This window comes from Streptomyces plumbidurans (assembly GCF_019857225.1).
GTDB classification, from domain to species: Bacteria; Actinomycetota; Actinomycetes; order Streptomycetales; family Streptomycetaceae; genus Streptomyces; species Streptomyces plumbidurans.
In genome coordinates this window covers 72,319-91,853 of the sequence record NZ_JAFJSY010000001.1, presented here as the reverse complement: position 1 = coordinate 91,853, position 19,535 = coordinate 72,319, and the positions used below count along the sequence as shown (strand labels likewise).

20 protein-coding genes are annotated in these 19,535 nt (G+C 71.1%); 13 read left to right on the top strand and 7 right to left on the bottom strand.

Translation table 11 applies throughout. The annotated features are described in order from the left end of the window. Positions 1 to 2: 2 nt before the first annotated feature. Positions 3 to 785: a hypothetical protein gene (locus tag JYK17_RS00400; protein WP_108009543.1), complete on the bottom strand. Its 783-nt coding sequence runs from the start codon at positions 783 to 785 to the stop codon at positions 3 to 5. A 64-nt stretch (positions 786 to 849) separates the two neighbouring features. Then, positions 850 to 1,929: a Gfo/Idh/MocA family protein gene (locus JYK17_RS00395; RefSeq protein ID WP_108009541.1), complete on the bottom strand. Its 1,080-nt coding sequence runs from the start codon at positions 1,927 to 1,929 to the stop codon at positions 850 to 852. 364 nt (positions 1,930 to 2,293) lie between these two features. Between JYK17_RS00395 and JYK17_RS00390 the strand changes: the two genes are divergently transcribed. From JYK17_RS00390 to JYK17_RS00345, 10 genes are all read left to right on the top strand, one after another. Further along, positions 2,294 to 3,949 (top strand): FAD-dependent oxidoreductase, encoded by a 1,656-nt coding sequence (locus JYK17_RS00390; RefSeq protein WP_108009539.1) that lies wholly within the window; start codon positions 2,294 to 2,296, stop codon positions 3,947 to 3,949. A 162-nt stretch (positions 3,950 to 4,111) separates the two neighbouring features. Then, on the top strand, positions 4,112 to 4,588 hold the full coding sequence (locus JYK17_RS00385; protein ID WP_108009537.1) for a hypothetical protein: 477 nt from the start codon (positions 4,112 to 4,114) through the stop codon (positions 4,586 to 4,588). 121 nt (positions 4,589 to 4,709) lie between these two features. Beyond that, positions 4,710 to 5,423, top strand: a complete 714-nt coding sequence (locus JYK17_RS00380) for a class F sortase (RefSeq protein ID WP_222809524.1) — start codon at positions 4,710 to 4,712, stop codon at positions 5,421 to 5,423. Positions 5,424 to 5,547: 124 nt separating this feature from the next. Next, a complete protein-coding gene (locus tag JYK17_RS00375) occupies positions 5,548 to 6,690 on the top strand; it encodes a SchA/CurD-like domain-containing protein (RefSeq protein ID WP_222809523.1) in 1,143 nt (380 codons plus the stop codon). A gap of 63 nt (positions 6,691 to 6,753) precedes the next feature. Next, the gene (locus tag JYK17_RS00370; protein ID WP_234547434.1) at positions 6,754 to 7,164 is read left to right on the top strand and encodes a cupin domain-containing protein; all 411 of its coding nucleotides are present in this window, start codon (positions 6,754 to 6,756) and stop codon (positions 7,162 to 7,164) included. Further along, entirely contained in the window at positions 7,161 to 8,429 is a 1,269-nt protein-coding gene (locus JYK17_RS00365) for a beta-ketoacyl-[acyl-carrier-protein] synthase family protein (protein ID WP_222809522.1), read from the top strand. Before JYK17_RS00370 ends, JYK17_RS00365 begins: the two co-directional genes overlap by 4 nt. Further along, positions 8,426 to 9,667 carry a ketosynthase chain-length factor gene (locus JYK17_RS00360; RefSeq protein WP_108009527.1) on the top strand — a complete coding sequence of 414 codons (1,242 nt, stop codon included), beginning with the start codon at positions 8,426 to 8,428 and terminating at the stop codon, positions 9,665 to 9,667. Before JYK17_RS00365 ends, JYK17_RS00360 begins: the two co-directional genes overlap by 4 nt. Before the next feature lie 35 nt (positions 9,668 to 9,702). Continuing rightward, positions 9,703 to 9,957, top strand: coding sequence for an acyl carrier protein (locus JYK17_RS00355; protein ID WP_108009525.1), 255 nt, complete (start codon positions 9,703 to 9,705; stop codon positions 9,955 to 9,957). Position 9,958: 1 nt separating this feature from the next. Then, positions 9,959 to 10,438 carry an SRPBCC family protein gene (locus tag JYK17_RS00350; protein ID WP_222809521.1) on the top strand — a complete coding sequence of 160 codons (480 nt, stop codon included), beginning with the start codon at positions 9,959 to 9,961 and terminating at the stop codon, positions 10,436 to 10,438. A 23-nt stretch (positions 10,439 to 10,461) separates the two neighbouring features. Next, complete coding sequence (locus JYK17_RS00345; protein ID WP_108009521.1) at positions 10,462 to 10,794, top strand: TcmI family type II polyketide cyclase; 333 nt, start codon at positions 10,462 to 10,464, stop codon at positions 10,792 to 10,794. Between the two features lie 78 nt (positions 10,795 to 10,872). Here the strand turns inward: JYK17_RS00345 and JYK17_RS00340 are convergent, their stop codons facing one another. Both JYK17_RS00340 and JYK17_RS00335 read right to left on the bottom strand, forming a co-directional pair. After that, entirely contained in the window at positions 10,873 to 11,901 is a 1,029-nt protein-coding gene (locus tag JYK17_RS00340; RefSeq protein WP_108009519.1) for a methyltransferase, read from the bottom strand. Positions 11,902 to 11,932: 31 nt separating this feature from the next. Continuing rightward, positions 11,933 to 12,991, bottom strand: coding sequence for a right-handed parallel beta-helix repeat-containing protein (locus JYK17_RS00335; protein WP_108009517.1), 1,059 nt, complete (start codon positions 12,989 to 12,991; stop codon positions 11,933 to 11,935). A gap of 120 nt (positions 12,992 to 13,111) precedes the next feature. Here JYK17_RS00335 and JYK17_RS00330 point away from each other — a divergent pair, with 120 nt between their 5' ends. Beyond that, positions 13,112 to 14,287, top strand: coding sequence for a cytochrome P450 (locus JYK17_RS00330; protein ID WP_222809520.1), 1,176 nt, complete (start codon positions 13,112 to 13,114; stop codon positions 14,285 to 14,287). A 91-nt stretch (positions 14,288 to 14,378) separates the two neighbouring features. On the opposite strand, the gene manD is transcribed toward JYK17_RS00330, so the two are convergent. Continuing rightward, positions 14,379 to 15,587, bottom strand: a complete 1,209-nt coding sequence (manD, locus tag JYK17_RS00325) for a D-mannonate dehydratase ManD (RefSeq protein WP_234547425.1) — start codon at positions 15,585 to 15,587, stop codon at positions 14,379 to 14,381. A 112-nt stretch (positions 15,588 to 15,699) separates the two neighbouring features. Here manD and JYK17_RS00320 point away from each other — a divergent pair, with 112 nt between their 5' ends. Then, positions 15,700 to 16,425, top strand: coding sequence for a GntR family transcriptional regulator (locus tag JYK17_RS00320; RefSeq protein WP_222809518.1), 726 nt, complete (start codon positions 15,700 to 15,702; stop codon positions 16,423 to 16,425). Between the two features lie 61 nt (positions 16,426 to 16,486). On the opposite strand, the gene JYK17_RS00315 is transcribed toward JYK17_RS00320, so the two are convergent. Continuing rightward, positions 16,487 to 17,479, bottom strand: a complete 993-nt coding sequence (locus JYK17_RS00315; protein ID WP_222809517.1) for a helix-turn-helix transcriptional regulator — start codon at positions 17,477 to 17,479, stop codon at positions 16,487 to 16,489. 124 nt (positions 17,480 to 17,603) lie between these two features. Between JYK17_RS00315 and JYK17_RS00310 the strand changes: the two genes are divergently transcribed. Further along, a complete protein-coding gene (locus JYK17_RS00310; RefSeq protein ID WP_222809516.1) occupies positions 17,604 to 18,002 on the top strand; it encodes a VOC family protein in 399 nt (132 codons plus the stop codon). A 33-nt stretch (positions 18,003 to 18,035) separates the two neighbouring features. On the opposite strand, the gene JYK17_RS00305 is transcribed toward JYK17_RS00310, so the two are convergent. Next, positions 18,036 to 19,511, bottom strand: coding sequence for a tryptophan 7-halogenase (locus JYK17_RS00305; RefSeq protein WP_234547423.1), 1,476 nt, complete (start codon positions 19,509 to 19,511; stop codon positions 18,036 to 18,038). Between the last annotated feature and the right edge of the window lie 24 nt (positions 19,512 to 19,535).

Here is a 19,535-nt window from a genome sequence, read left to right as displayed (position 1 = left end):
CCTCACTCCCGTGCCCATCGGCGCGCCTGCCACAGCGTCACGCAGCCCACGGTCAGCACCCCGACGAGCGCCCCGGTGACCAGCCCGAACAGCGGCCTGGGACTGACCGCGTCGGGATCCGAGTACGGCGGCACGACCACCTTCACCTGCGCACCGGCCAGGTTGACGCTGTCGAGCCGGTCGAGCAGCGTCATCTCCCTGCCCAGCAGCGTCTGGCGCTCGGAGCCGGACAGGCCCGGCTTGCGCATCTGGCCGCGCACGTCCGCGAGCTGCTTGTCCAGATACGACCGCAGGGTCGACGGCGCGACATGGTCGGCCACGGTCATGTACTGGTCGAGAACCTCCTGCAGCACCGCCCGCCCGGCCCTGCGCGAGGGGTCGTCGAGCCGCAGGTTCATCACCTCGGTGCCCGAGACCAGATCGATGTGCAGCTTGCGGCCGAGGTCCTTGTCCGTCAGACCGTGCTTGCGGGCGACCGGTTCGAGGACGGCCCTGCTCCGCAGCAGCTGCACCTGCGTCGAGAGGTTGCGGTCCTCGCGCAGGAATCCGGTGGGCTGCTCGTCCCCGAGCAGATAGACCAGCTGGGCCCGTGCCGCGTACTGCGTCGGAAAGGCGAACGCCACGCCCAGCCCGATGCCGGCCGTGACCACGACGGTCAGCACGGCCACCAGCACCGCGCGGGCCCTGCGCCCCGCGGGCAGCAGACGGCCGACGCGGGATCCGGACGGGCGAGCGCGGGCCTCCGCGGGCGGGGCCGTGTCGGCCGGTTCGGCGGACTCGGACATCACACTCACCCCCTTCCGGCCGGCCGGGCGGCACGACGCAGGAGGAGAGGTGCAGGTGCCCCGGTCACGAGGCCACCTCGACGGAGGTCCGGCCCCATCCCGCACCGGCCGCCGTGTGGCGCCGCGCCACGGTGGCCGGCGCTCCCGTGCTCGCCGCCCGGTCCGCGGCGGCCAGGACCCGGACGACGGCGAGGCCCTGCTCGCCGGGCGTCGCGGGCGGCGTACCGGCGCGCACGCAGTCGACGAAATGGGCGTCCTGCACCATCAGCGGTTCGGCGCCGGGAACAGGTGGGGAAACGATGTCACCGCAGCGGTGCACCACCGGGGAGCCGGAGTCCGTCGCCGCGTCATGGTCGGACAGGTCCACACCGACGTCGTGGATCCTCAGACGCTGGTCCCCGGCGAGGTCGTCGTAGACGGCGGTCTTCCTCTCGCCCACGACGGTGATGCGCCGGACCTTCTCCGGGGCCAGCCAGCTGACGTGCACGAAGGCGGAAACACCCGCTTCCGCGAAGTCCAGCCGGAGGTGGGCCACATCGGCGTGCGCGGCCCGCACCGCCGCCCGGTGGGTCCAGGCCGAGACCGTCGCGGGCAGCTCGCCGAGCAGGTGGGCGACGATCGAGATGTCATGGGGCGCCAGATCCCAGACGACGTCGCAGTCCTGCCGGTAGCGCCCGAGGTTCAGCCTGGCGCAGTCGATGTGCAGCACCCGGCCGAGCTCACCGGAGGCGATGACGTCCCGGAGTTTGCGGACGGCGGCGTCGTACGCGAAGACATGACCCACCATCAGCTGCACGCCGGCCGCCCGCGCGGCCTCCACGACCGCGACGCCGTCCTGTTCCAGCAGCACCAGCGGCTTCTCGACCAGAGTGGGCACTTTGGCGCCGAGCGCCTTGATGGCGAGCCGGGCATGGGTCGCGGGCGGGGTGACCACCACGAGTCCGTCGAGTCCGTCGAGCATGTCGTCCAGGTCCCGTACGACGCCCACTTCGGGATGGTCGGCCCGTGCCCGGCGTCTGCGCTCCTCGTCGGGCTCGATCACGGTGACCTGGACACCGGCCAGACTTGTCAGTACCCGGACATGTTTGGTCCCCCAGTAGCCGTATCCGGCGACTCCGATGCGCGTGCTCGGGCAATCGGCCATCAGTCCCCCGTGGTCCGTCCCGTTTACCTGCGTGCCGAGCGTTGGTCATTCGTAATCTCACACCGTCGAGCGCCGAACTCAAGGGCACGTTGCGTGCGTTGGGTGAAGAATCGCCGACCTTCGCGCGACCCGAACGCCCCGCGCGCGGCGCCCGCACCGATCGTCGGCACGGAGTGTCGCTGCTTGCCTTGTAGCCCCCCGCCGTACTCACACCCCGTCAGCTCCCCGCCCCGCACCGCCCACCGGGTGCCAGCCGGGTGAAGTCTGAGGTGTCGTCAGCTTGCCGGGGCATGCATGAGAACCCGGACCGATCCGGACGAGCGCATGAAACGGGCGCGCGGACGACGAGCGGAAGGCGAGCGTCATGAAGCAACGAGCCGATCAGGCCGACCACGGCACCCTCAGGGTCCCGGTGCTCATCGTCGGCGGCTCCCTGGTCGGCCTGTCGACGTCGCTGTTCCTGGGCCGCCTGGGCGTGCGCCATCTGCTGGTGGAGCGGCACGCCGGCACCTCCATCCATCCGCGCGGCCGCGGCAACAACGTCCGCACGATGGAGCTGTTCCGGGTGGCCGGCGTCGAGCAGGGCATCCGACGGGCCGCCGCCACCCTGGCCGACAACCACGGCATCCTGCAGACGCCCACCCTGGTCGGCGACGCCGGTGAATGGCTCTTCAAGGAGATCGACCCCGGCGGCGGACTCGCCCGCTTCAGCCCCAGCGGCTGGTGCCTGTGCAGCCAGAACGACCTGGAGCCGGTCCTCCTCGACCAGGCCGCGCGGCTCTGCGGCGAGCTGCGCTTCAACACCGAGATGATGTCGTTCGACAGCGACCCCACGGGCGTCACCGCCGTCGTCAAGAGCCGGGAGACCGGCGAGCACACCACCGTCCGCGCCGACTACCTCGTCGCCGCCGACGGCCCCCGCAGCCCCGTCCGCGAACAGCTCGGCATCGGCCGGAGCGGCCCCGGCGACCTGTTCCACAACGTCAGCGTCACCTTCCGCTCCCGCGCCCTCGCCGACGTCGTGGGCGAGCGCCGCTTCATCGTCTGCTATCTGACGAACCCGGACGCCGACGGTGCGCTGCTGCCCGTGGACAACCGCGAGAACTGGGTCTTCCACGCCCCCTGGCACCCCGAACACGGCGAAACCCTCGAGGAGTTCACCGACGAGCGGTGCATCGAGCACATCCGTCGTGCCGTCGGAGTCGCGGACCTCGACGTGGAGATCACCGGCCGCGCCCCCTGGCACGCCGCGCAGCGCGTCGCCGAGCGCTACCGCTCCGGACGGGTCTTCCTGGCCGGCGACTCGGCCCACGAGATGTCGCCCACCGGGGCCTTCGGCTCCAACACCGGCATCCAGGACGCGCACAACCTCGCCTGGAAACTGGCCGCCGTCCTCGGCCGCTGGGCGGGGGAGGGGCTCCTCGACAGCTACGACGCGGAGCGCCGCCCGGTCGCGGAGGCCACCAGCGCCCGCGCCGCCGTCCGCTCGGCCGAGCACAGCCATCCCGGATTCACCCCGCCGCCCGGCGCCGGCGGCGGCCCCCAGCGCGGCATCCTCAACGTCGCCCTCGGCTACCGCTATCCGCAGGGCGCCGTCGTCGGCGCCGACCCGGCGGCAGCCGTCGTACCGGAAAACCTCGACCTGTCCGGCGAGCCCGGCAGCCGGGCCCCGCACTTGTGGGTGCGGCGCGAGGAGGAGAGGGTCTCCACCCTCGACCTGTACGAGCGCACGCCGGTCCTGCTGTCCGACGCCGGCGACCCCAGCGGCTGGCACCGCGCCGCCGTCCGGCTGGCCCAGCGGATCCCGGTCCCGCTCACCTCCTACCGGGTGGGCACCGGAACCGGAGCGGACCTGGTCACCGACGGCGACGCGGACTGGGCGCAGGCCCACGGCGTCACCCGCGGGGGCGCCGTCCTCGTTCGGCCGGACGGGTTCGTCGCCTGGCGGTCGGCCGGCCCCGTCGCGGACGCCGAAACCGTGCTGCACGAGGTCCTCGCCAAGGCGCTGGCACGGGATTGATCACTCGATGAGCGCAGTCACGGGTGAAGCCGGGCCGCTTCACCCGGCTGATCGTCCCGACTGGTGGCCCGGACCCGAGTGACTGACGGTGGATCACGTCGGGGCCCGGTCAAGTCAGCTGACCAAGTCCCAGCTGCCGGGCCGTGACGGAAGGACCATCAGATGCGCTCTGCCCGCTTGATCCTGGCCACAGCGGCGGCCTCCGCCGCCCTGGCCTTCGGCGCCCCCGGCGCGTACGCCGCCGGAGGCAACTGGGATCACGACGACTCTTCGTACAGCGACGGATCCTCGCACGGCAAGGAGCAAGGCACGCACGAATCACCGCACGGCGGCATGCACACCGGTGGCGGTGCGCTGACCGCGGTGAACGACCACGACGACTGGGGCAGCTCGCGGGACCCGAAGACGGACCCCGACACCTACAAGGACAACGGCGGCAAGAGCGACTGGGGCGACCGCGACGGCGGCGGCAACGACTCCTGGGGCGGCGGGCACGAGAAGCCCAGCGGCGGAATGCACACCGGTGGCGGAGCGCTCGCCACCCCCACCACGACCGCCGGCGGTCTGGCCGTGCTGGCCGTTGCCGCCACCGGCCTGTACGCGGTGCGCCGCAAGAGGCCGGCCGGAAACCCGGCCTGACGACCCGTGCCGGATGCGATAGCGAAGCCGTGGCCGCCACTTGTGCCCCGAGTGGCGGCCCGGCCCGCTGTCCCCGCACCCGCTCCACCCCGCTGCCGTGTCCGATTGAGGTGGTTCTCCGATGGCAGCTCCCCCCTCTTCACCCACCGACGACGAGCCGGGCCCCGGCGGGCCGGGATCGTCCCGCTCGGGGGCGATGATGATGTGCGCCGCCGCCGGTCTGCTCCTGGTCGCGAGCCTGATCAGCGGCCACAACTCCGCGAACGACGCCTCCGGCCGTTCGACCGCCCCGCGCCCCGCCGCCGCGGCCCCCCGGCCGGTCGCGTCACCGTCCCACGACGCCGCCCCGGACTCCTCCGAGGACCGGCCGGTGGGCAAGCATCTGCGCCGCTCCGAGCCGGTGCGCCTGCGCATCCCCAAGATCTGGGTCGACGCACCCTTCACCGACCTCTACATCGGCCCCACCGGGCAGCTGGAACCGCCTCCCGCCGCGAACACCAACCTCGTCGGCTGGCACGCCAAGGGCGCCTCGCCCGGGGAGACGGGCACCGCGGTCATCGCCGGGCACGTCGACACCAAGACGTCCGCGGCCGTCTTCGCCAACCTCGGCGAACTGGAGAAGGGCGACCTCTTCTACGTCGACCGGGCCGACGGGAGCACGGCGACCTTCCAGGTCTACGACGCGCAGACCTACGAGAAGTCCGACTTCCCCAGCGACCGCGTCTACGACGACACCCCGCGCGCCGAGGCACGCCTCATCACCTGCGCGGGTGACTACGACCGCTCGGTCCACGACTACACCGACAACCTCGTGGTCTTCGCCCGTCTCGTCTGAGAGATCACCCGCGTAGTTCATACGAGTCGCGGGCTTCCGGGCACAGGCACACGATCGAGGAACGCCGACGCCGCATCACCGCGGCCGAAGGACCACTTCCGCCCTTGAAGGAGATGTGCGCAGGATGACCACCACGTCGGAACGTGCAACCGGTTCGCCCTCGCGACAGGTGTCGCCCCGAGTCTCCCAGTCCGTGTTCGACGGCTCCAGACTCCGGGTCGTCCTCCTGGTGGACGTCTACGACGGCGCCCAGCAGCAGTTCCTGGAGGCGTACGAACTCCTGTGCAACCAGGTCGCCTCCGTCCCCGGACACGTCAGCGACCAGCTGTGCCAGTCCATCGAGAACCCCTCCCAGTGGCTGATCACCAGCGAGTGGGAGAGCGCCCCGCCGTTCCTCGCCTGGGTCAACAGCGAGGAACACGTACGGATGGTGGAGCCGCTGCACAGCTGCGTCCGTGACACCCGGTCGCTGCGCTTCCACGTCGTGCGCGAGACCGGCGGTCCGGCGGCCGGCACCCAGTCCGCCGAGCGCCGCCTGCAGTCGGCGCCCAGGATCGGCGACGGCCTGATCCGGCACGCCCTCACCTTCACCGTCAAGCCGGGCAGCGAGGAGAAGGTCGCGAAGATCCTCGCCGACTACGCCTCGCCCGAGCCGAAGGTCGACGAGACCACCCGGCTGTGCCGCACCTCCCTGTTCATGCACGGCAACCGGGTGGTGCGGGCCATCGAGGTACGGGGCGACCTGCTCGCCGCGCTGCGCCATGTCTCCCGCCAGCCCGAGATCCGCGCCGTCGAGGAGGCCGTCAACCCCTATCTGGAGCAGGACCGGGACCTCAACGACCCCGAGTCCGCCCGGGTCTTCTTCACCCGGGCCGCGCTGCCCGCCGTGCACCATGTGACGGCCGAGCGGCAGGCGGGCCACGCGGAGCGGTACGCCCTGTCCTACCCGGCCCGGCCCGGCCGCGGTATGCGCCTGGCGGAACTGCTGGCCCGTCAGGACGAGGCGGCCGCCGACGACCTGCGCAGCCCGGTCGTGCGCAGCACCATCTTCCAGCGCGACGACGTCGTCGTACGGCTGGTCGAGGTCAGCGGCGGACTCGACGCCGCCGACCCGGCGCTGATCCTCGGCCTCGCGGACCCCGCGCAGGCCGTCGAGCTCACCGAGTTCCCCGCCGAGGCGTCCGCGCCCAGGGACGCCGAGCTGGCGCGCTTCGTGAAGCTCGCCCGCATGGATCTCGTCACCGACCGCCGCTCGCCCGAGGCCTGAAGTCCCACCGGGCCGTGGCGGGCAGACCCCCACGTCGATGCAGGACCTGAACGGAGGAACGTCGTGATCACATCCCGTCCCAGAATCGTGGATCTCAGCGAGGTCGCGCCCAACCGCCGGCGCGGCGGCGACCTGCGCGCCATGCTCACCCCCACCACCGTCGGCTCCACCAGCGGATTCATGGGCGTCGCCATCGTGCAGCCCGGCGACCGCATCGCCGAGCACTACCACCCGTACTCCGAGGAGTTCGTGTACGTCGTGTGCGGGGAGCTGGAGGTCGACCTGGACGGCGTCCCCCAACCGCTGCGGCCCGAGCAGGGGCTGATGATCCCCGCCCACATGCGCCACCGCTTCCGCAACGTCGGCAACGTGGAGGCCCGCATCGTCTTCCACCTCGGCCCGCTCGCACCGAGCCCGCAGCTCGGTCACGTCGACACCGAGGAGACCGAGCCCGTCGCCGAGGTCGGTTCATGAGCCGACGGGTGGCCGTCACCGGCATAGGCATCGTCGCACCGGGCGGCATCGGCGTACCGGCGTTCTGGGACCTCCTGGCCGCCGGACGCACCGCGACGCGGGGCATCACGTTCTTCGATCCGGCGGGGCTGCGGTCGCGGATCGCCGCCGAGTGCGACTTCGACCCGGCGGCGGGGGGCCTGGACGCCGAGCAGATCGCACGGTGCGACCGGTACATACAGTTCGCCCTGGTGGCCGGCGCGGAGGCGGTACGCGACGCCGGGCTCGACATGGAGCGGGAGAACCCGTGGCGCGTCGGGGTCTCCCTGGGCACCGCGGTCGGCGGCACCACACGCCTCGAGCACGACTACGTCCTCGTCAGCCACGACGGTGAGCGCTGGGACGTCGACCCCGACCGGGCCGAGCCGCATCTGCACCGGGCGTTCGCGCCCAGCACCCTCGCCTCGACGGTCGCGGAGCGGTTCCGGGCACGCGGCCCGGTGCAGACCGTCTCGACGGGCTGCACCTCGGGCCTCGACGCGGTCGGGTACGCCTTTCACACCGTGCAGGAGGGCCGGGCCGACATCTGCATAGCAGGGGCGTCGGACTCGCCGATCTCCCCGATCACCATGGCCTGCTTCGACGCGATCAAGGCCACGTCCCCCAACAACGACGACCCGGCCCACGCCTCGCGCCCCTTCGACGCCGACCGGGACGGGTTCGTGATGGGCGAGGGCGGCGCCGTACTCGTCCTGGAAGAGCTCGAACACGCCCGGGCCCGCGGCGCGCAGGTGTACTGCGAACTGGGCGGCTACGCCACCTTCGGCAACGCCTACCACATGACCGGGCTGACCCGTGAGGGCCTGGAGATGGCGAAGGCCATCGAGGCCGCCCTCGACCACGCCCGGCTCGACGGCACGGCCATCGATTACGTCAACGCACACGGCTCGGGCACCCAGCAGAACGACCGCCACGAGACCGCCGCCGTGAAACGGGCCCTGGGCCCGCACGCCTACGACACCCCGATGAGCTCCATCAAGTCCATGGTGGGCCACTCGCTCGGCGCGATCGGCGCCATCGAACTCGTCGCCTGCGTGCTGGCGCTGGCCCACCAGACCGTTCCGCCGACCGCCAACTACGAGACCCCCGACCCCGAGTGCGACCTGGACTACGTCCCGCGCACCGCACGCGCCCGGAAACTCGACAGCGTGCTCTCCGTGGGCAGCGGGTTCGGCGGCTTCCAGTCCGCGGTGGTCCTGACCCGGCCGAGGGAGAAGACACGATGAGCGGACCCCATTCACGCCGCGCGGTCATCACGGGCATGGGCGTGATCGCGCCCAACGGAGCCAGTACGGACACCTTCTGGAAGGCCACCAGAGAGGGCATCGGCGTCCTGGACCGGGTCACCCGCGAGGGCTGCGAGCACCTGCCGCTGCGCGTGGCGGGCGAGGTGCGCGACTTCGACCCGTCGGCCGCGGTGGAAGAACGCTTCCTCGTCCAGACCGACCGCTTCACGCACTTCGCCATGGCCGCCGCCGACCTGGCCCTGGAGGAAGCCCGCCTCGGCCGGACCGTCACCGACGCCGCCCCCTTCTCGGTGGGCGTGGTCACCGCGGCCGGCTCCGGCGGCGGCGAGTTCGGGCAGCGGGAACTGCAGCAACTGTGGGGCAAGGGCAGCCGGTACGTCGGGCCGTACCAGTCCATCGCCTGGTTCTATGCCGCCAGCACCGGCCAGATATCCATCCGGCGCGGCTTCAAGGGGCCCTGCTCCGTCGTCGCCGGCGACGAGGCCGGCGGCCTGGACGCCCTCGCCCACGCGGCGCGGGCCGTGCGACGCGGCACCGACGTGATCGTGGCCGGCTCGACCGAGGCACCGCTCGCCCCCTACTCCATGGTCTGCCAGCTCGGCTACGACGAGCTCAGCACCGAGAGCGACCCGACCCGCGCCTACCGCCCCTTCACCTCGGCGGCCTGCGGATTCGTGCCCGCCGAGGGCGGCGCCATGCTCGTCGTGGAGGACGAGCACACGGCCCGGGAGCGCGGGGCGCAGGTGCGGGCGGTGCTCGCCGGACACGCGGCCACCTTCACCGGCGCCTCCCGCTGGGAGGAGTCCCGGCACGGCCTCGCCCACGCCGTGCGGGGCGCGCTGGACGAGGCAGGCTGCGCCCCCGAGGAGATCGACGTGGTCTTCGCCGACGCCCTCGGCGTCCCGGAGGCGGACACCGCCGAGGCCCTCGCGATCGCCGACGTGCTCGGCACCCGCGTTCCGGTCACGGCACCCAAGACCGGAATCGGCCGCGGCTACGGAGCGGCCCCCGTCCTCGACGCCGTGGCCGCCGTGCTCGCCATGGAGCACGGCGTGATCCCACCCACCCCCAACGTCTTCGACATCTGCCATGACCTCGACCTCGTCACTGGCAGGGCCCGCACCGCCGAACTGCGCACGGCGCTGGTCCTCAGCCGCGGACTCATGGGGTCGAACTCGGCGCTCGTGCTGCAACGCCGCGCCACCGGAGCCTCGTGACGAGGCACCCGCGCAGCAGAGAAGGAGAACACGCCATGACCGATCGCATCACCGTCGAAGAGCTGGCCGAACTCATGAAGAAGTCCGCCGGCGTCACCGTCGCCCCGGCGGAACTCCGCGCGAACGACCCGGGCTTCGACAGCCTCGGCGTCGACTCGCTGGGACTGCTCGGCATCGTCGGCGAACTGGAGAACCGGTACGGCACACCGATGCCGCCCGACGCCGAACGCTCCAAGACGCCCCGGCAGTTCCTCGAACTCGTCAACAGTGCCCTCATGACAGGAGCGTGAGATGACCGGACACACACAGAACGACATCACCATCGCGGCACCCCTGGACCTGGTCTGGGACATGACCAACGACCTGGAGAACTGGCCGCAGCTGTTCAGCGAGTACGCCTCCGTCGAGGTCATCTCGCGGGAGGGCAACCGGACCACCTTCCGGCTGACCATGCACCCCGACGAGAACGGCACCGTGTGGAGCTGGGTCTCGCAGCGCGAGCCCGACCGCGAGTCGCTCAGCGTCAAGGCCCGCCGGGTCGAGACGGGTCCCTTCGACCACATGGACATCCACTGGAGCTACGAGGAGGTGCCCGGCGGCACGCGCATGGTCTGGACGCAGGACTTCGCGATGATGCCGGACGCACAGGTCGACGACGCGTGGATGACCGACAACATCAACCGGAACTCCAAGGTCCAGATGGCCCTGATCCGGGACCGCATCGAGAAGGCGGCCGCCGAGCGCGGGGCCACCCCGGGCCTGACGGGCTGAGCCGGACGGAGAACCACCCCCCCATGCACCAAGCCCTCATCGTCGCCCGCATGGCACCCGGATCGGCTCCCGACATCGCCAAGGTGTTCGCCGAGTCCGACCGGGGAGAGCTGCCGCACCTCGTCGGCGTCGTCCGGCGCAGCCTCTTCCAGTTCGGCGACGTCTACATGCATCTGATCGAGTCCGAGCGCGAGCCCGGCCCCGCCATCGCCAAGGTCACGCAGCACCCCGACTTCCGTGACGTCAGCGAACGGCTGTCCTCCTACGTCAGCGCCTACGACCCCGCCACCTGGCGGTCCCCGAAGGACGCCATGGCGCAGCGCTTCTACCTCTGGGAGCGCGACCCGGCCCGCTGAACCGGCCGGACACACCGGTGGCCGGACCCGCAGCGTCGCGGGCCCGGCCACCGGTGCGTCCGGATGTGAACGGCCGCGTCAGCCGGGCACGTGACAGTCGAAGGCGTGCAGATAGGGATTGACCGGCCGGATGTCGTCGATGACCAGACCCGCCTCGGTCAGCCGGTCGACCATGCTCTGCGTGGTGTGCTTGGCACCGCCGACGTTCAGGAGCAGCAGCAGGTCCATCGCGGTGCTGAACCGCATCGAGGGCGTGTCGTCGACGAGGTTCTCGATGACCACGACCCGGGTGCCCGGGCCGCCCGCCGCACGGACGTTGCGCAGCGTACGGGCGGTGCTCTCGTCGTCCCACTCCAGGATGTTCTTGATGACGTAGACATCCGCCTCGACGGGCACGGCCTCCCGGACGTCGCCGGGCACGATGCGCGCCCGCTCGGCGAGGTCGCCCCCGGGGCGCAGCCTGGGCACCGCGTTCTCCACCACCCGGGGCAGATCCATCAACGTGCCCCGCATCGAGGGGTACTTCTCCAGCAGGCTGGCCACCACGTGACCCTGACCGCCGCCCAGGTCGGCGACCGACGAACTCCCCGACAGATCGAGGAACTCGGCGACATCGCGCGCCGACTGCACGCTGGAGGTCGTCATGGCGCGGTTGAAGACGTCGGCCGACTCCGGGGCGTCCTCGTTGAGGTAGGGGAAGAACTCCTTGCCGTACAGGTCCTCGATGACGTTGCGCCCGGTGCGCACCGCCTCGTCGAGCCTCGGCCAGGCGTCCCACGTCCATGGCTCGGTGCACCACAGCGAGATGGCGCGCAGGCTGTCCGGAGCGTCCTCGCGCAGCAGCCTGGAGACGTCGGTGTGCGCGAACGTCCCGTCCGGCAGCTCGGCGAAGATGTCGTAGCAGGACAGGGTGCGCAGCAGCCGCCTTAGCGGGCGGGCCTCGGCCTTCACCGCGGCCGCGAGGTCCTCCACGGTCATCGGGCTGTCGCCGAGCGCGTCGGGTACGCCCAGCCGGGCGGCTGCCCGGATCGCTGCGGCACATGCCGCCGCGAACGCGAGCTCCCTCAGCCGCATGGACGGCGTCGGGGCGGTCTGTGCGGTCGTCATGTGCCGCTTCCCTTCTTCTCTCGTGTCCTGGTCAGCACAGCCCCGCGGGCTTGGACGCGCGGCAGGAGTTGCCCTGGAAGGTGTTGTTCTTGCCCAGGTCCGTGTTGACGAGGTCGGCCGGCGCGTTGCCCTTGAGCACGTTGCCGGTGATGCGATTGCGGTCGCTGGTGACGCCCACGAAGCTCTTGAACAGCACGATGCCGCCCGACATCGGGGACTTGCCGGCGTTGTCCTTGACCACGTTGCCCGTCACGGCGGTGTCCTCGGCGCCGGTCACGACGATGCCGGAACCCTGCAGCGCGTCCAGCCGGTCCGTCTTCGGGCACGACTTGTTGTTCTGCGCCACGAAGTTGTCGCGCACCGCGAGGTCGCCGGCCTTGGGCTTGTTCTCGTCACCGACGACGAACACGCCCGCGCAGTTGCCGGTGACGTGGTTGCGCATGACGGTGAGATCGCGCAGCCGCCGGACGGTGACGCCGATGCGGTTGCCCTCGAGGCGGTTGCTGTCGACGACCGTTCCGTGGGTGTCGGAGGCGCCCGCCTCCTCCTTGATGGTGTTGGCGAGGAACACGCCCGCGTCGCCGTTGTCCTGGGCGGTGTTGTCCCGGATCACGCTGCGCACCGAACGCTCCTGGGCGATGCCCCACACGCCGTTCTTCACCGCGGTCACGTTCCGCACGGTCAGACCGTCGGTCGCCATGCCGAACACGCCGCTCCTGGCGAAGCCGGTCACGGTCAGGGAGGCGATGGTGACGCCCTGGAGGTCACGGTCCTTCGTCCCCACGACACAGATGCCGTTGCCGCCCTCGGAGCAGCTCTCGGCGGCCTTCTTCGTGCCGGGTTCGAGCACCGTGCTGCGCCCCATGCCCCGCAGGGTCAGGCCGGGCGTGGTCACCTTGACGCTCTCGTGGAAGGTGCCGGGGGCCAGCAGGACGGTGTCCCCGCTCTCGGCGGCGTCCACCGCCTTCTGGATCGACTGGCCCGGCCAGACCACATGAACGTCGTGGTGAGCGGCCGGCGGAGCGGCACCAAGTCCCGTCCCGACGACCACTGCGGTACACATCAGGTAGGCGATGCGGTATTTGGTCATATTCCGAACGCTATGACCGGATCGGCCACTTACCGGGAGGATGGGCCATCCGGCGGCGTGTCATGACCCGGCAGTAGTCTGCCCTGTGATGAGTTTCTCCGCGCCCGAGCAGGGCCCACGATGAGCGTCGCCGCGGCCTTCCCGATCGGTGCCGCGACCACCCTTGCCGAACTCACCGCGGACCCCCACCCACGGCTCGCCCTGCTGCGCGAGCACGAGCCCGTGTCCTGGTTGCCCGAGTTGGGCGGCTGGCTGGTGACCCGGCGCGACCTGGCGCTCGACGTGATGCGGGACGCCCGCACCTTCACCGTCGACGACCCCCGCTTCTCCACCGCGCAGGTCGTCGGGCCGAGCATGCTGTCCCTGGACGGCGAACAGCACACCCGGCACCGCGAACCCTTCAACGCCCCCTTCCGGCCACGCCAAGTGCACGACGGGTTCGCCGCGTTCATCGAGCGGGAGACCGGGCGGCTCGTCGACGCGCTGGAACCGGCGGGCGCCGCCGAACTACGCCGCGCCTTCGCCGGGCCGCTCGCGGTCGCCGTGGTCACCGAGGCGCTCGGGCTGGCCGGCACCACCGCCGAGACCGTCCTCGCCTGGTACGACGCCATCGTCCGGTCGGTCTCGGAGATCACGGCCGGACGGGGCGCGGGCACCGAGGGCCCCGCGGCGTACGCGCAGTTGCGGGCCGCCGTCGAGAGCACGGTCGCCGACCGGCACAGCGCCTCGCTGCTCGTCGCGGCGGCGGACCGGCTGGAGCCGCCCGAAGTGGCCTCCAACGCCGCGGTCATGATGTTCGGGGGCATCGAGACGACCGAGGCGATGATCACCAACGCGCTGCTCCTGCTGCTTCGCAACCCGGACCAACTCGCCCTCCTCCGGGCCGACTTCGACCTCCTGGACGGTGCGATCGAGGAGTCGCTGCGGCTCGAACCCGGCGCCCTGGTCGTCGACCGCTACGCCACCCGCGACATCCAACTGGGCCCCGCCACGATCCGCGAGGGCGACCCGGTCACCGTCTCCCTCGCGGGCGCCAACCGCGACCCGGCCGTCTTCCCCGACCCCGACCGGTTCGACGTACGCCGCCCGAACGCACGCCTCCAACTGGCCTTCGCACATGGCCCCCACCACTGCATCGCCGCCCACCTGGCCCGCCTGGAAACCCGAACCGCCCTCCGCCACCTGCTGCAGCGCCTTCCGGGCCTGCGTCTCGACCCGGAGCGTCCGTCGGCCCCGGAGGGGTTGGTCTTCCGCAAGCCGACCACTCTGCATGTGCGGTGGGGCCGGGCGGCTTGACGCGCGGCCGTAAGGCAACGCCCCTGCCGCGAAAGCGAGTTCAAGCACCGGGGTGCTCGTGCCGTGTGCCCGCAGGGCCGGGGGCTCGCGTTCACCAGTCGTGTACCGAGCCGTCCAGGCGGCGGGCGACCGGGAGGTAGCGCCGTTGGTACGGGAAGTGTGCGGCGGCCTTGTCGTCGTAGTCGACGCCGAGGCCCGGCTCGTCGGAGGGGTTGAGCATGCCGTCGGCGAAGGTGACGCCGGTGCGGAAGACCTCGGCCGTCTCGTCGGGGTGGCCCATGTGCTCCTGGATGCCGAAGTTGGGTACGGCGAGGTCGAGATGGACGGCGGCGGCCATGCTGACGGGGGAGAGGTCGGTCGCCCCGTGCGAGCCGGTGCGCACCTGGTGGAGCGCGGCGAGGTCGAAGATCCGCCGCAGATGGGTGATGCCGCCCGCGTGCACGACGGTGGTGCGGACGTAGTCGATGAGTTGCTCGGTGATGAGGTCCTTGACGTCCCAGATCGAGTTCATCACCTCGCCGACCGCGATCGGCGTGGTGGTGTGCTCGCGGATGAGGCGGAAGGACTCCTGGTTCTCGGCAGGGGTCGGGTCCTCCATCCAGAACAGCCGGCAGCTCTCGACACTCTTGCCGAAGCGGGCCGCCTCGATGGGGGTCAGCCGGTGGTGCACGTCGTGCAGCAGGTGGAAGCCGAAGCCGAACCGTTCGCGGACGGCCTCCAGATAACCGGGCGCGAAGCTCAGATAGGCCTCGGTGTCCCAGGGCTGCTCGTCCGGCAGCTCGGTCGCGGCGGGCTCGTAGACCTTGCCCTCGCGCACGCCGTAGGTGCCCCCGACGTCGGGCACGGCGGCCTGCGCGCGCACGGCCTTGTAGCCGAGCTCCAGATAACGCTCGACGTCGTCGAGCAGGGAGGGCACGTCGGTGCCGCTGGCATGCGAGTAGACCAGCACGCCGTCGCGGGAGCGGCCGCCGAGGAGCTGGTAGACCGGGAGGCCGGCCACCTTGCCCTTGATGTCCCACAGGGCGGTGTCGACGGCGGAGATCGCGGTCATGGTGACGGGACCGCGCCGCCAGTAGGCGCCCTTGTAGATGAACTGCCACATGTCCTCGATGCGGGCCGGATCCCTGCCGATCAGCAGCGGCACCACGTGGTCGCGCAGATAGCTCGCCACGGCCAGCTCGCGGCCGTTGAGCGTGGCGTCGCCGAGGCCGGTGACCCCGTCGGTCGTCGTGATGCGCAGCGTCACGAAGGTGCGCCCCGGCGAGGAGACGAGCACCTCGGCCCGCTCGATTGTGCTCACGTGCGACTCCCATCCCTGTCGTACAGTACTTGTATACAAGCAGCTGTCGGGCAGCACGGCAACACCCGTTTCCGCTGCTACGACCGGTGGTGGTGCTACGTAAGATGTGGACATGGGCGAATCGAACGGGCGGCAGGCGGGTCGGCGGACCAGCCGGCGCGACATCTATCTGCGGCTGCGTCAGATGGTGCTGACCCTCGAACTCGCCCCGGGCGCCGCCCTGTCGGAGAACGAACTCGCCGCGGAACTGGGTGTCAGCCGCACCCCGGTGCGGGAGAGCCTGATCATGCTGGCCCAAGAGGGCCTGGTGCAGGTCTTCCCGAAGATCGGGTCGTTCGTGTCCCGCGTCGACCCGGCCCAGGTCGCCGACGCACAGTTCCTCCGGGAGGCGGTCGAGCTGGCCTCGCTGGACTACCTGCCCGAGCAACTCGACCCCGCGGTGGTCGGGGAACTGCGCGACAACCTGACACGCCAGCGACGCACGGACCTCGGCCTGGAGGAGTTCTTCGCCCTCGACGAGGCCTTCCACCAGGGCCTGATGAAACTGAGCGGCCACGGCAACGTCTGGACCACCGTCGCCGCCGCCAAGGGCCACCTGGACCGCGCCCGGCGCCTGGGCCTGCACGAAAAGGTGTCCCCGGCCGCCCTTGCCGACCAGCATCACGCGATCTTCGATGCGATCGTCGACGGGAATCTTGCTTCGGCCCGCACCGCCATGCGTGCTCATCTGCGGGCCGTCTTCAGCGACATCGAGCGGATCCGGGCGCATTCACCGGAGCTGTTCGCGAGCGGTGACTCCACGGTGCCGGTGCGGCGCAACGTCGTCGTCTGGGAGTGAGCTTCGCCTGCCGCCGACCTCACCGGGCCGTCTCGTGGCCCGAATTCCTGGCTCCTCGCCGTCAGGGCTTGCGGGCGCGGGACGCGAGGCGGTCGGCGAGTGCGACGACGAGATCGCGCAGTTCATCGGGGCGCTCGATGACGAACGGCCGGTCGAGGGCGGCGAGTACCGCGGGCAGCCAGTCGAGCCGCTCCACCCGTAGCTCGACGCGCAGCCAGCGCTCGCCCGCCCGGTCCCGGCCCGCCGGCGTCGCGGGCTCGTGCTCCGTCAACTTCGCGACTCCGACCGGGAGATGGGCGCGGATCTGCTCGGCCGTCCCCTGGATCCGCAGTGTCACCTCATGCCGGTACTCGGCCGTGGCGAAGCCCGACAACACGCGTTGCGCCGGATCGGGACCTTCCGGCACCTCGAAGGAACCGGGCAGGGCCCTCGCGTCCGCGATGCGATCCAGTCGGAACGTACGGTCCTCGCCGATCCGGGCGTCCTGGCCGGTGACGTACCACCGGCCCGCGTGGGCGACGATCCCGTACGCGTGCAACGTCCGTTCACTGCCCTGGCCCGCACGGTCGGTGTAGCGGATCGAGACCGGTCTGCGGTGACGGACCGCATCGGCGAGGGTGAGCAGGACGCCGGCGTCCGGAGTGTCGAGGGCGCCGGGCCGATCCGTGAAGGCGAGAGCATCCAGGAGCGTGTCGAGCCGCCCGGCCATGTGCTTCGGCAGCACGCGCCGGATCTTGGCCGATGCCGTCTCGCCCGCCGTGAGCTCCGTCGTCAGTCCCGTACGGCGGCCGGCGATCAGGCCCAGCAGCACGGCCAGCGCCTCGTCGTCGCTGAGCATGAGCGGAGGGAGCCGGTACCCGGGCGCGAGCCGGTAACCGCCGTAGCGGCCGCGCACCGATTCCACGGGTACGTCGAGGTCGAGCAGATGGCCGACGTAGCGGCGGACGGTACGCCCTTCGACGCCGAGCCGGTCGGCGAGTTCGGCCACGGTCCGGGTGCCGCCCGACTGCAGCAGTTCCAGGAGTGTCAGCACGCGGCCGGTGGGTCGGGGCATGTTCGCAGCCTAACGCCGATACAGGACCGATTCTGTCCCCTATCTCGCCTAACGTGCGGAACACAGCGATTCCCGCAGTCAGCGATTCCCGCAGTCAGGGATCCCACCAGCCGAGGAGACCTCCATGGACTTCGTCTCGATCCGCATCATCACCAGCGACGTCGCGCGCCTCGTCGAGTTCTACGAGCGGGCGACGGAGACGCCGGCGACGTGGGCCACCGAGGACTTCGCCGAACTGAGGACCGCGCACGCCACCCTCGCCATCGCCGGCGTCCGCACCGTCCCGCTGTTCGGCCCGGGCTCCGCCCGCCCGGCGGACAACCGCAGCGTGATCGTCGAGTTCCTCGTCGACGACGTGGACCGCGTGCACCGTAACCTGACCGGCTTCGTCACCGAGTTCGTCCAGGAGCCCACCACGATGCCCTGGGGCAACCGGTCGCTGCTGTTCCGCGACCCCGACGGCAATCTCGTCAACTTCTTCACCCCGGTCACCGCGGCGGCCGTGGCGAAGTTCGCACGCTGAGCCAAGTCGGCGGCCAATAAACGACTTTCAGTTTTACGGAGCGATCCAGGTGAGTCCGTCCTCCGACGCCACCAGGCCACCGGCCCGCAGAGGGGTCTCGGCTTCCAACGGGCCGCCCAGCAGGCCGCGTTCCTGGAGGATCGTGCCCTCCTGGAAGGTGTGGCGGAAGGTGGCGGACTCGTAGAGGGGATTGCGCAGGCCGTCGGAGTGCGGGAGGCGGGCGACGGTCTCGTCGAGTTGCGAGGCGGAGTTCGTCAAGCGGACGCTCGTCTCTTCCGGGCCCCCGAAGGCCGTGTCGCGGGAGGCGAGGCCGCCGACGAGATCCACGAACGCCTCCAGTTCCGTCGCGCCCACGTTCGTGACCTTGCGCGCTTTCCAGAAGTACGATCGCTCGTCCTGGTGCATGTCGTAGAAGGAGACCAGGAACTCGTAGAAAAGACCGTACTCGTGCCGGTAGCGGGCCTCGAACTCGTCGAACAGGCGCGGCTCGTCCAGCGTCCCGGCCAGGGCGCCGTTGATCGAACGGGCCGCGAGCAGGGCGCCGTAGGTGGCGAGGTGCACGCCGGAGGAGAGCACCGGGTCGACGAAACACGCGGCGTCACCGACCAGGACCATGCCGGGCCGCCACAGCTTCGACTTCCAGTACGACCAGTCCCTGCGCACGCGTACCTGGTCGTACGGCGCCTCGGTGGACTGTGCGACGCCGTGCAGGAGGTCGCGGATTTCGGGGCATGCGTCGACGAACCGGCGCCAGGCCGTCGCCGGATCGCGCTGGATCGCGGCGGCGCTCTCCCGGCTCACCACCGCTCCCACGCTGGTCAGGTCGTCGCGCAGCGGGATGTACCAGATCCACCCCTCCTCGAAGGCGGCGCAGAAGATGTTGCCCTCGTTCGGCGCCGGGAGCCGTTCACCTCCGGCGAAGTAGCCGAACACCGCGATGTTGCGGAAGAAGTCGGAGTACGTGCGGCTGCCGCCGACCTCGCCATGGATCCTGCTGCCGTTGCCGGAGGCATCCACGACATAGCGGGCCCGCGCCTCGCGCACCTCGCCGCCGAGGCCGGTCCAGCGGACGCCGCGCACCCGCTCCTCGTCCGCGAGAACGCCCGTGACCCGGCAGTTCTCGCGCACCTCCACGCCGACCCGACGGGCGTTGTGCAGGAGGATCGCGTCGAACCTGGACCGTTCGACCTGGTAGGCGAACGAGCTGGGATCGGCAAGCCGGGGAGACAGCGCGAAGGAGAACTGCCAGGGGTCGCGGTTGCGCCCCCAGCGGAAGGTGCCACCCCGCTTGGGCTTGAAGCCCGCGCGGGCGACCTCGTCCTCGACGCCGAGGATGCGGCACACGCCGTGCACGGTGGAGGGCAGCAGCGACTCGCCGATCTGATAGCGCGGAAAGGTCTGTTGCTCCAGAAGGAGAACGCGGTGGCCGCGCAGGGCCACAGCGGTGGCGGCGGTGGCACCGGCCGGCCCACCGCCGACGACGATCACGTCGAAGTCCTCTGCTGTCACTGTTCTGTTCTCCAGTGCTCGGTT

Bases quoted from the DNA above. Each gene is read 5' to 3' on its own strand.
- JYK17_RS00400 (WP_108009543.1), bottom strand. From the start codon at position 785: ATGTCCGAGTCCGCCGAACCGGCCGACACGGCCCCGCCCGCGGAGGCC.
- JYK17_RS00395 (WP_108009541.1), bottom strand. From the start codon at position 1,929: ATGGCCGATTGCCCGAGCACGCGCATCGGAGTCGCCGGATACGGCTAC.
- JYK17_RS00390 (WP_108009539.1), top strand. From the start codon at position 2,294: ATGAAGCAACGAGCCGATCAGGCCGACCACGGCACCCTCAGGGTCCCG.
- JYK17_RS00385 (WP_108009537.1), top strand. From the start codon at position 4,112: ATGCGCTCTGCCCGCTTGATCCTGGCCACAGCGGCGGCCTCCGCCGCC.
- JYK17_RS00380 (WP_222809524.1), top strand. From the start codon at position 4,710: ATGGCAGCTCCCCCCTCTTCACCCACCGACGACGAGCCGGGCCCCGGC.
- JYK17_RS00375 (WP_222809523.1), top strand. From the start codon at position 5,548: ATGACCACCACGTCGGAACGTGCAACCGGTTCGCCCTCGCGACAGGTG.
- JYK17_RS00365 (WP_222809522.1), top strand. From the start codon at position 7,161: ATGAGCCGACGGGTGGCCGTCACCGGCATAGGCATCGTCGCACCGGGC.
- JYK17_RS00360 (WP_108009527.1), top strand. From the start codon at position 8,426: ATGAGCGGACCCCATTCACGCCGCGCGGTCATCACGGGCATGGGCGTG.
- JYK17_RS00355 (WP_108009525.1), top strand. From the start codon at position 9,703: ATGACCGATCGCATCACCGTCGAAGAGCTGGCCGAACTCATGAAGAAG.
- JYK17_RS00350 (WP_222809521.1), top strand. From the start codon at position 9,959: ATGACCGGACACACACAGAACGACATCACCATCGCGGCACCCCTGGAC.
- JYK17_RS00345 (WP_108009521.1), top strand. From the start codon at position 10,462: ATGCACCAAGCCCTCATCGTCGCCCGCATGGCACCCGGATCGGCTCCC.
- JYK17_RS00340 (WP_108009519.1), bottom strand. From the start codon at position 11,901: ATGACGACCGCACAGACCGCCCCGACGCCGTCCATGCGGCTGAGGGAG.
- JYK17_RS00335 (WP_108009517.1), bottom strand. From the start codon at position 12,991: ATGACCAAATACCGCATCGCCTACCTGATGTGTACCGCAGTGGTCGTC.
- JYK17_RS00330 (WP_222809520.1), top strand. From the start codon at position 13,112: ATGAGCGTCGCCGCGGCCTTCCCGATCGGTGCCGCGACCACCCTTGCC.
- JYK17_RS00320 (WP_222809518.1), top strand. From the start codon at position 15,700: ATGGGCGAATCGAACGGGCGGCAGGCGGGTCGGCGGACCAGCCGGCGC.
- JYK17_RS00315 (WP_222809517.1), bottom strand. From the start codon at position 17,479: ATGCCCCGACCCACCGGCCGCGTGCTGACACTCCTGGAACTGCTGCAG.
- JYK17_RS00310 (WP_222809516.1), top strand. From the start codon at position 17,604: ATGGACTTCGTCTCGATCCGCATCATCACCAGCGACGTCGCGCGCCTC.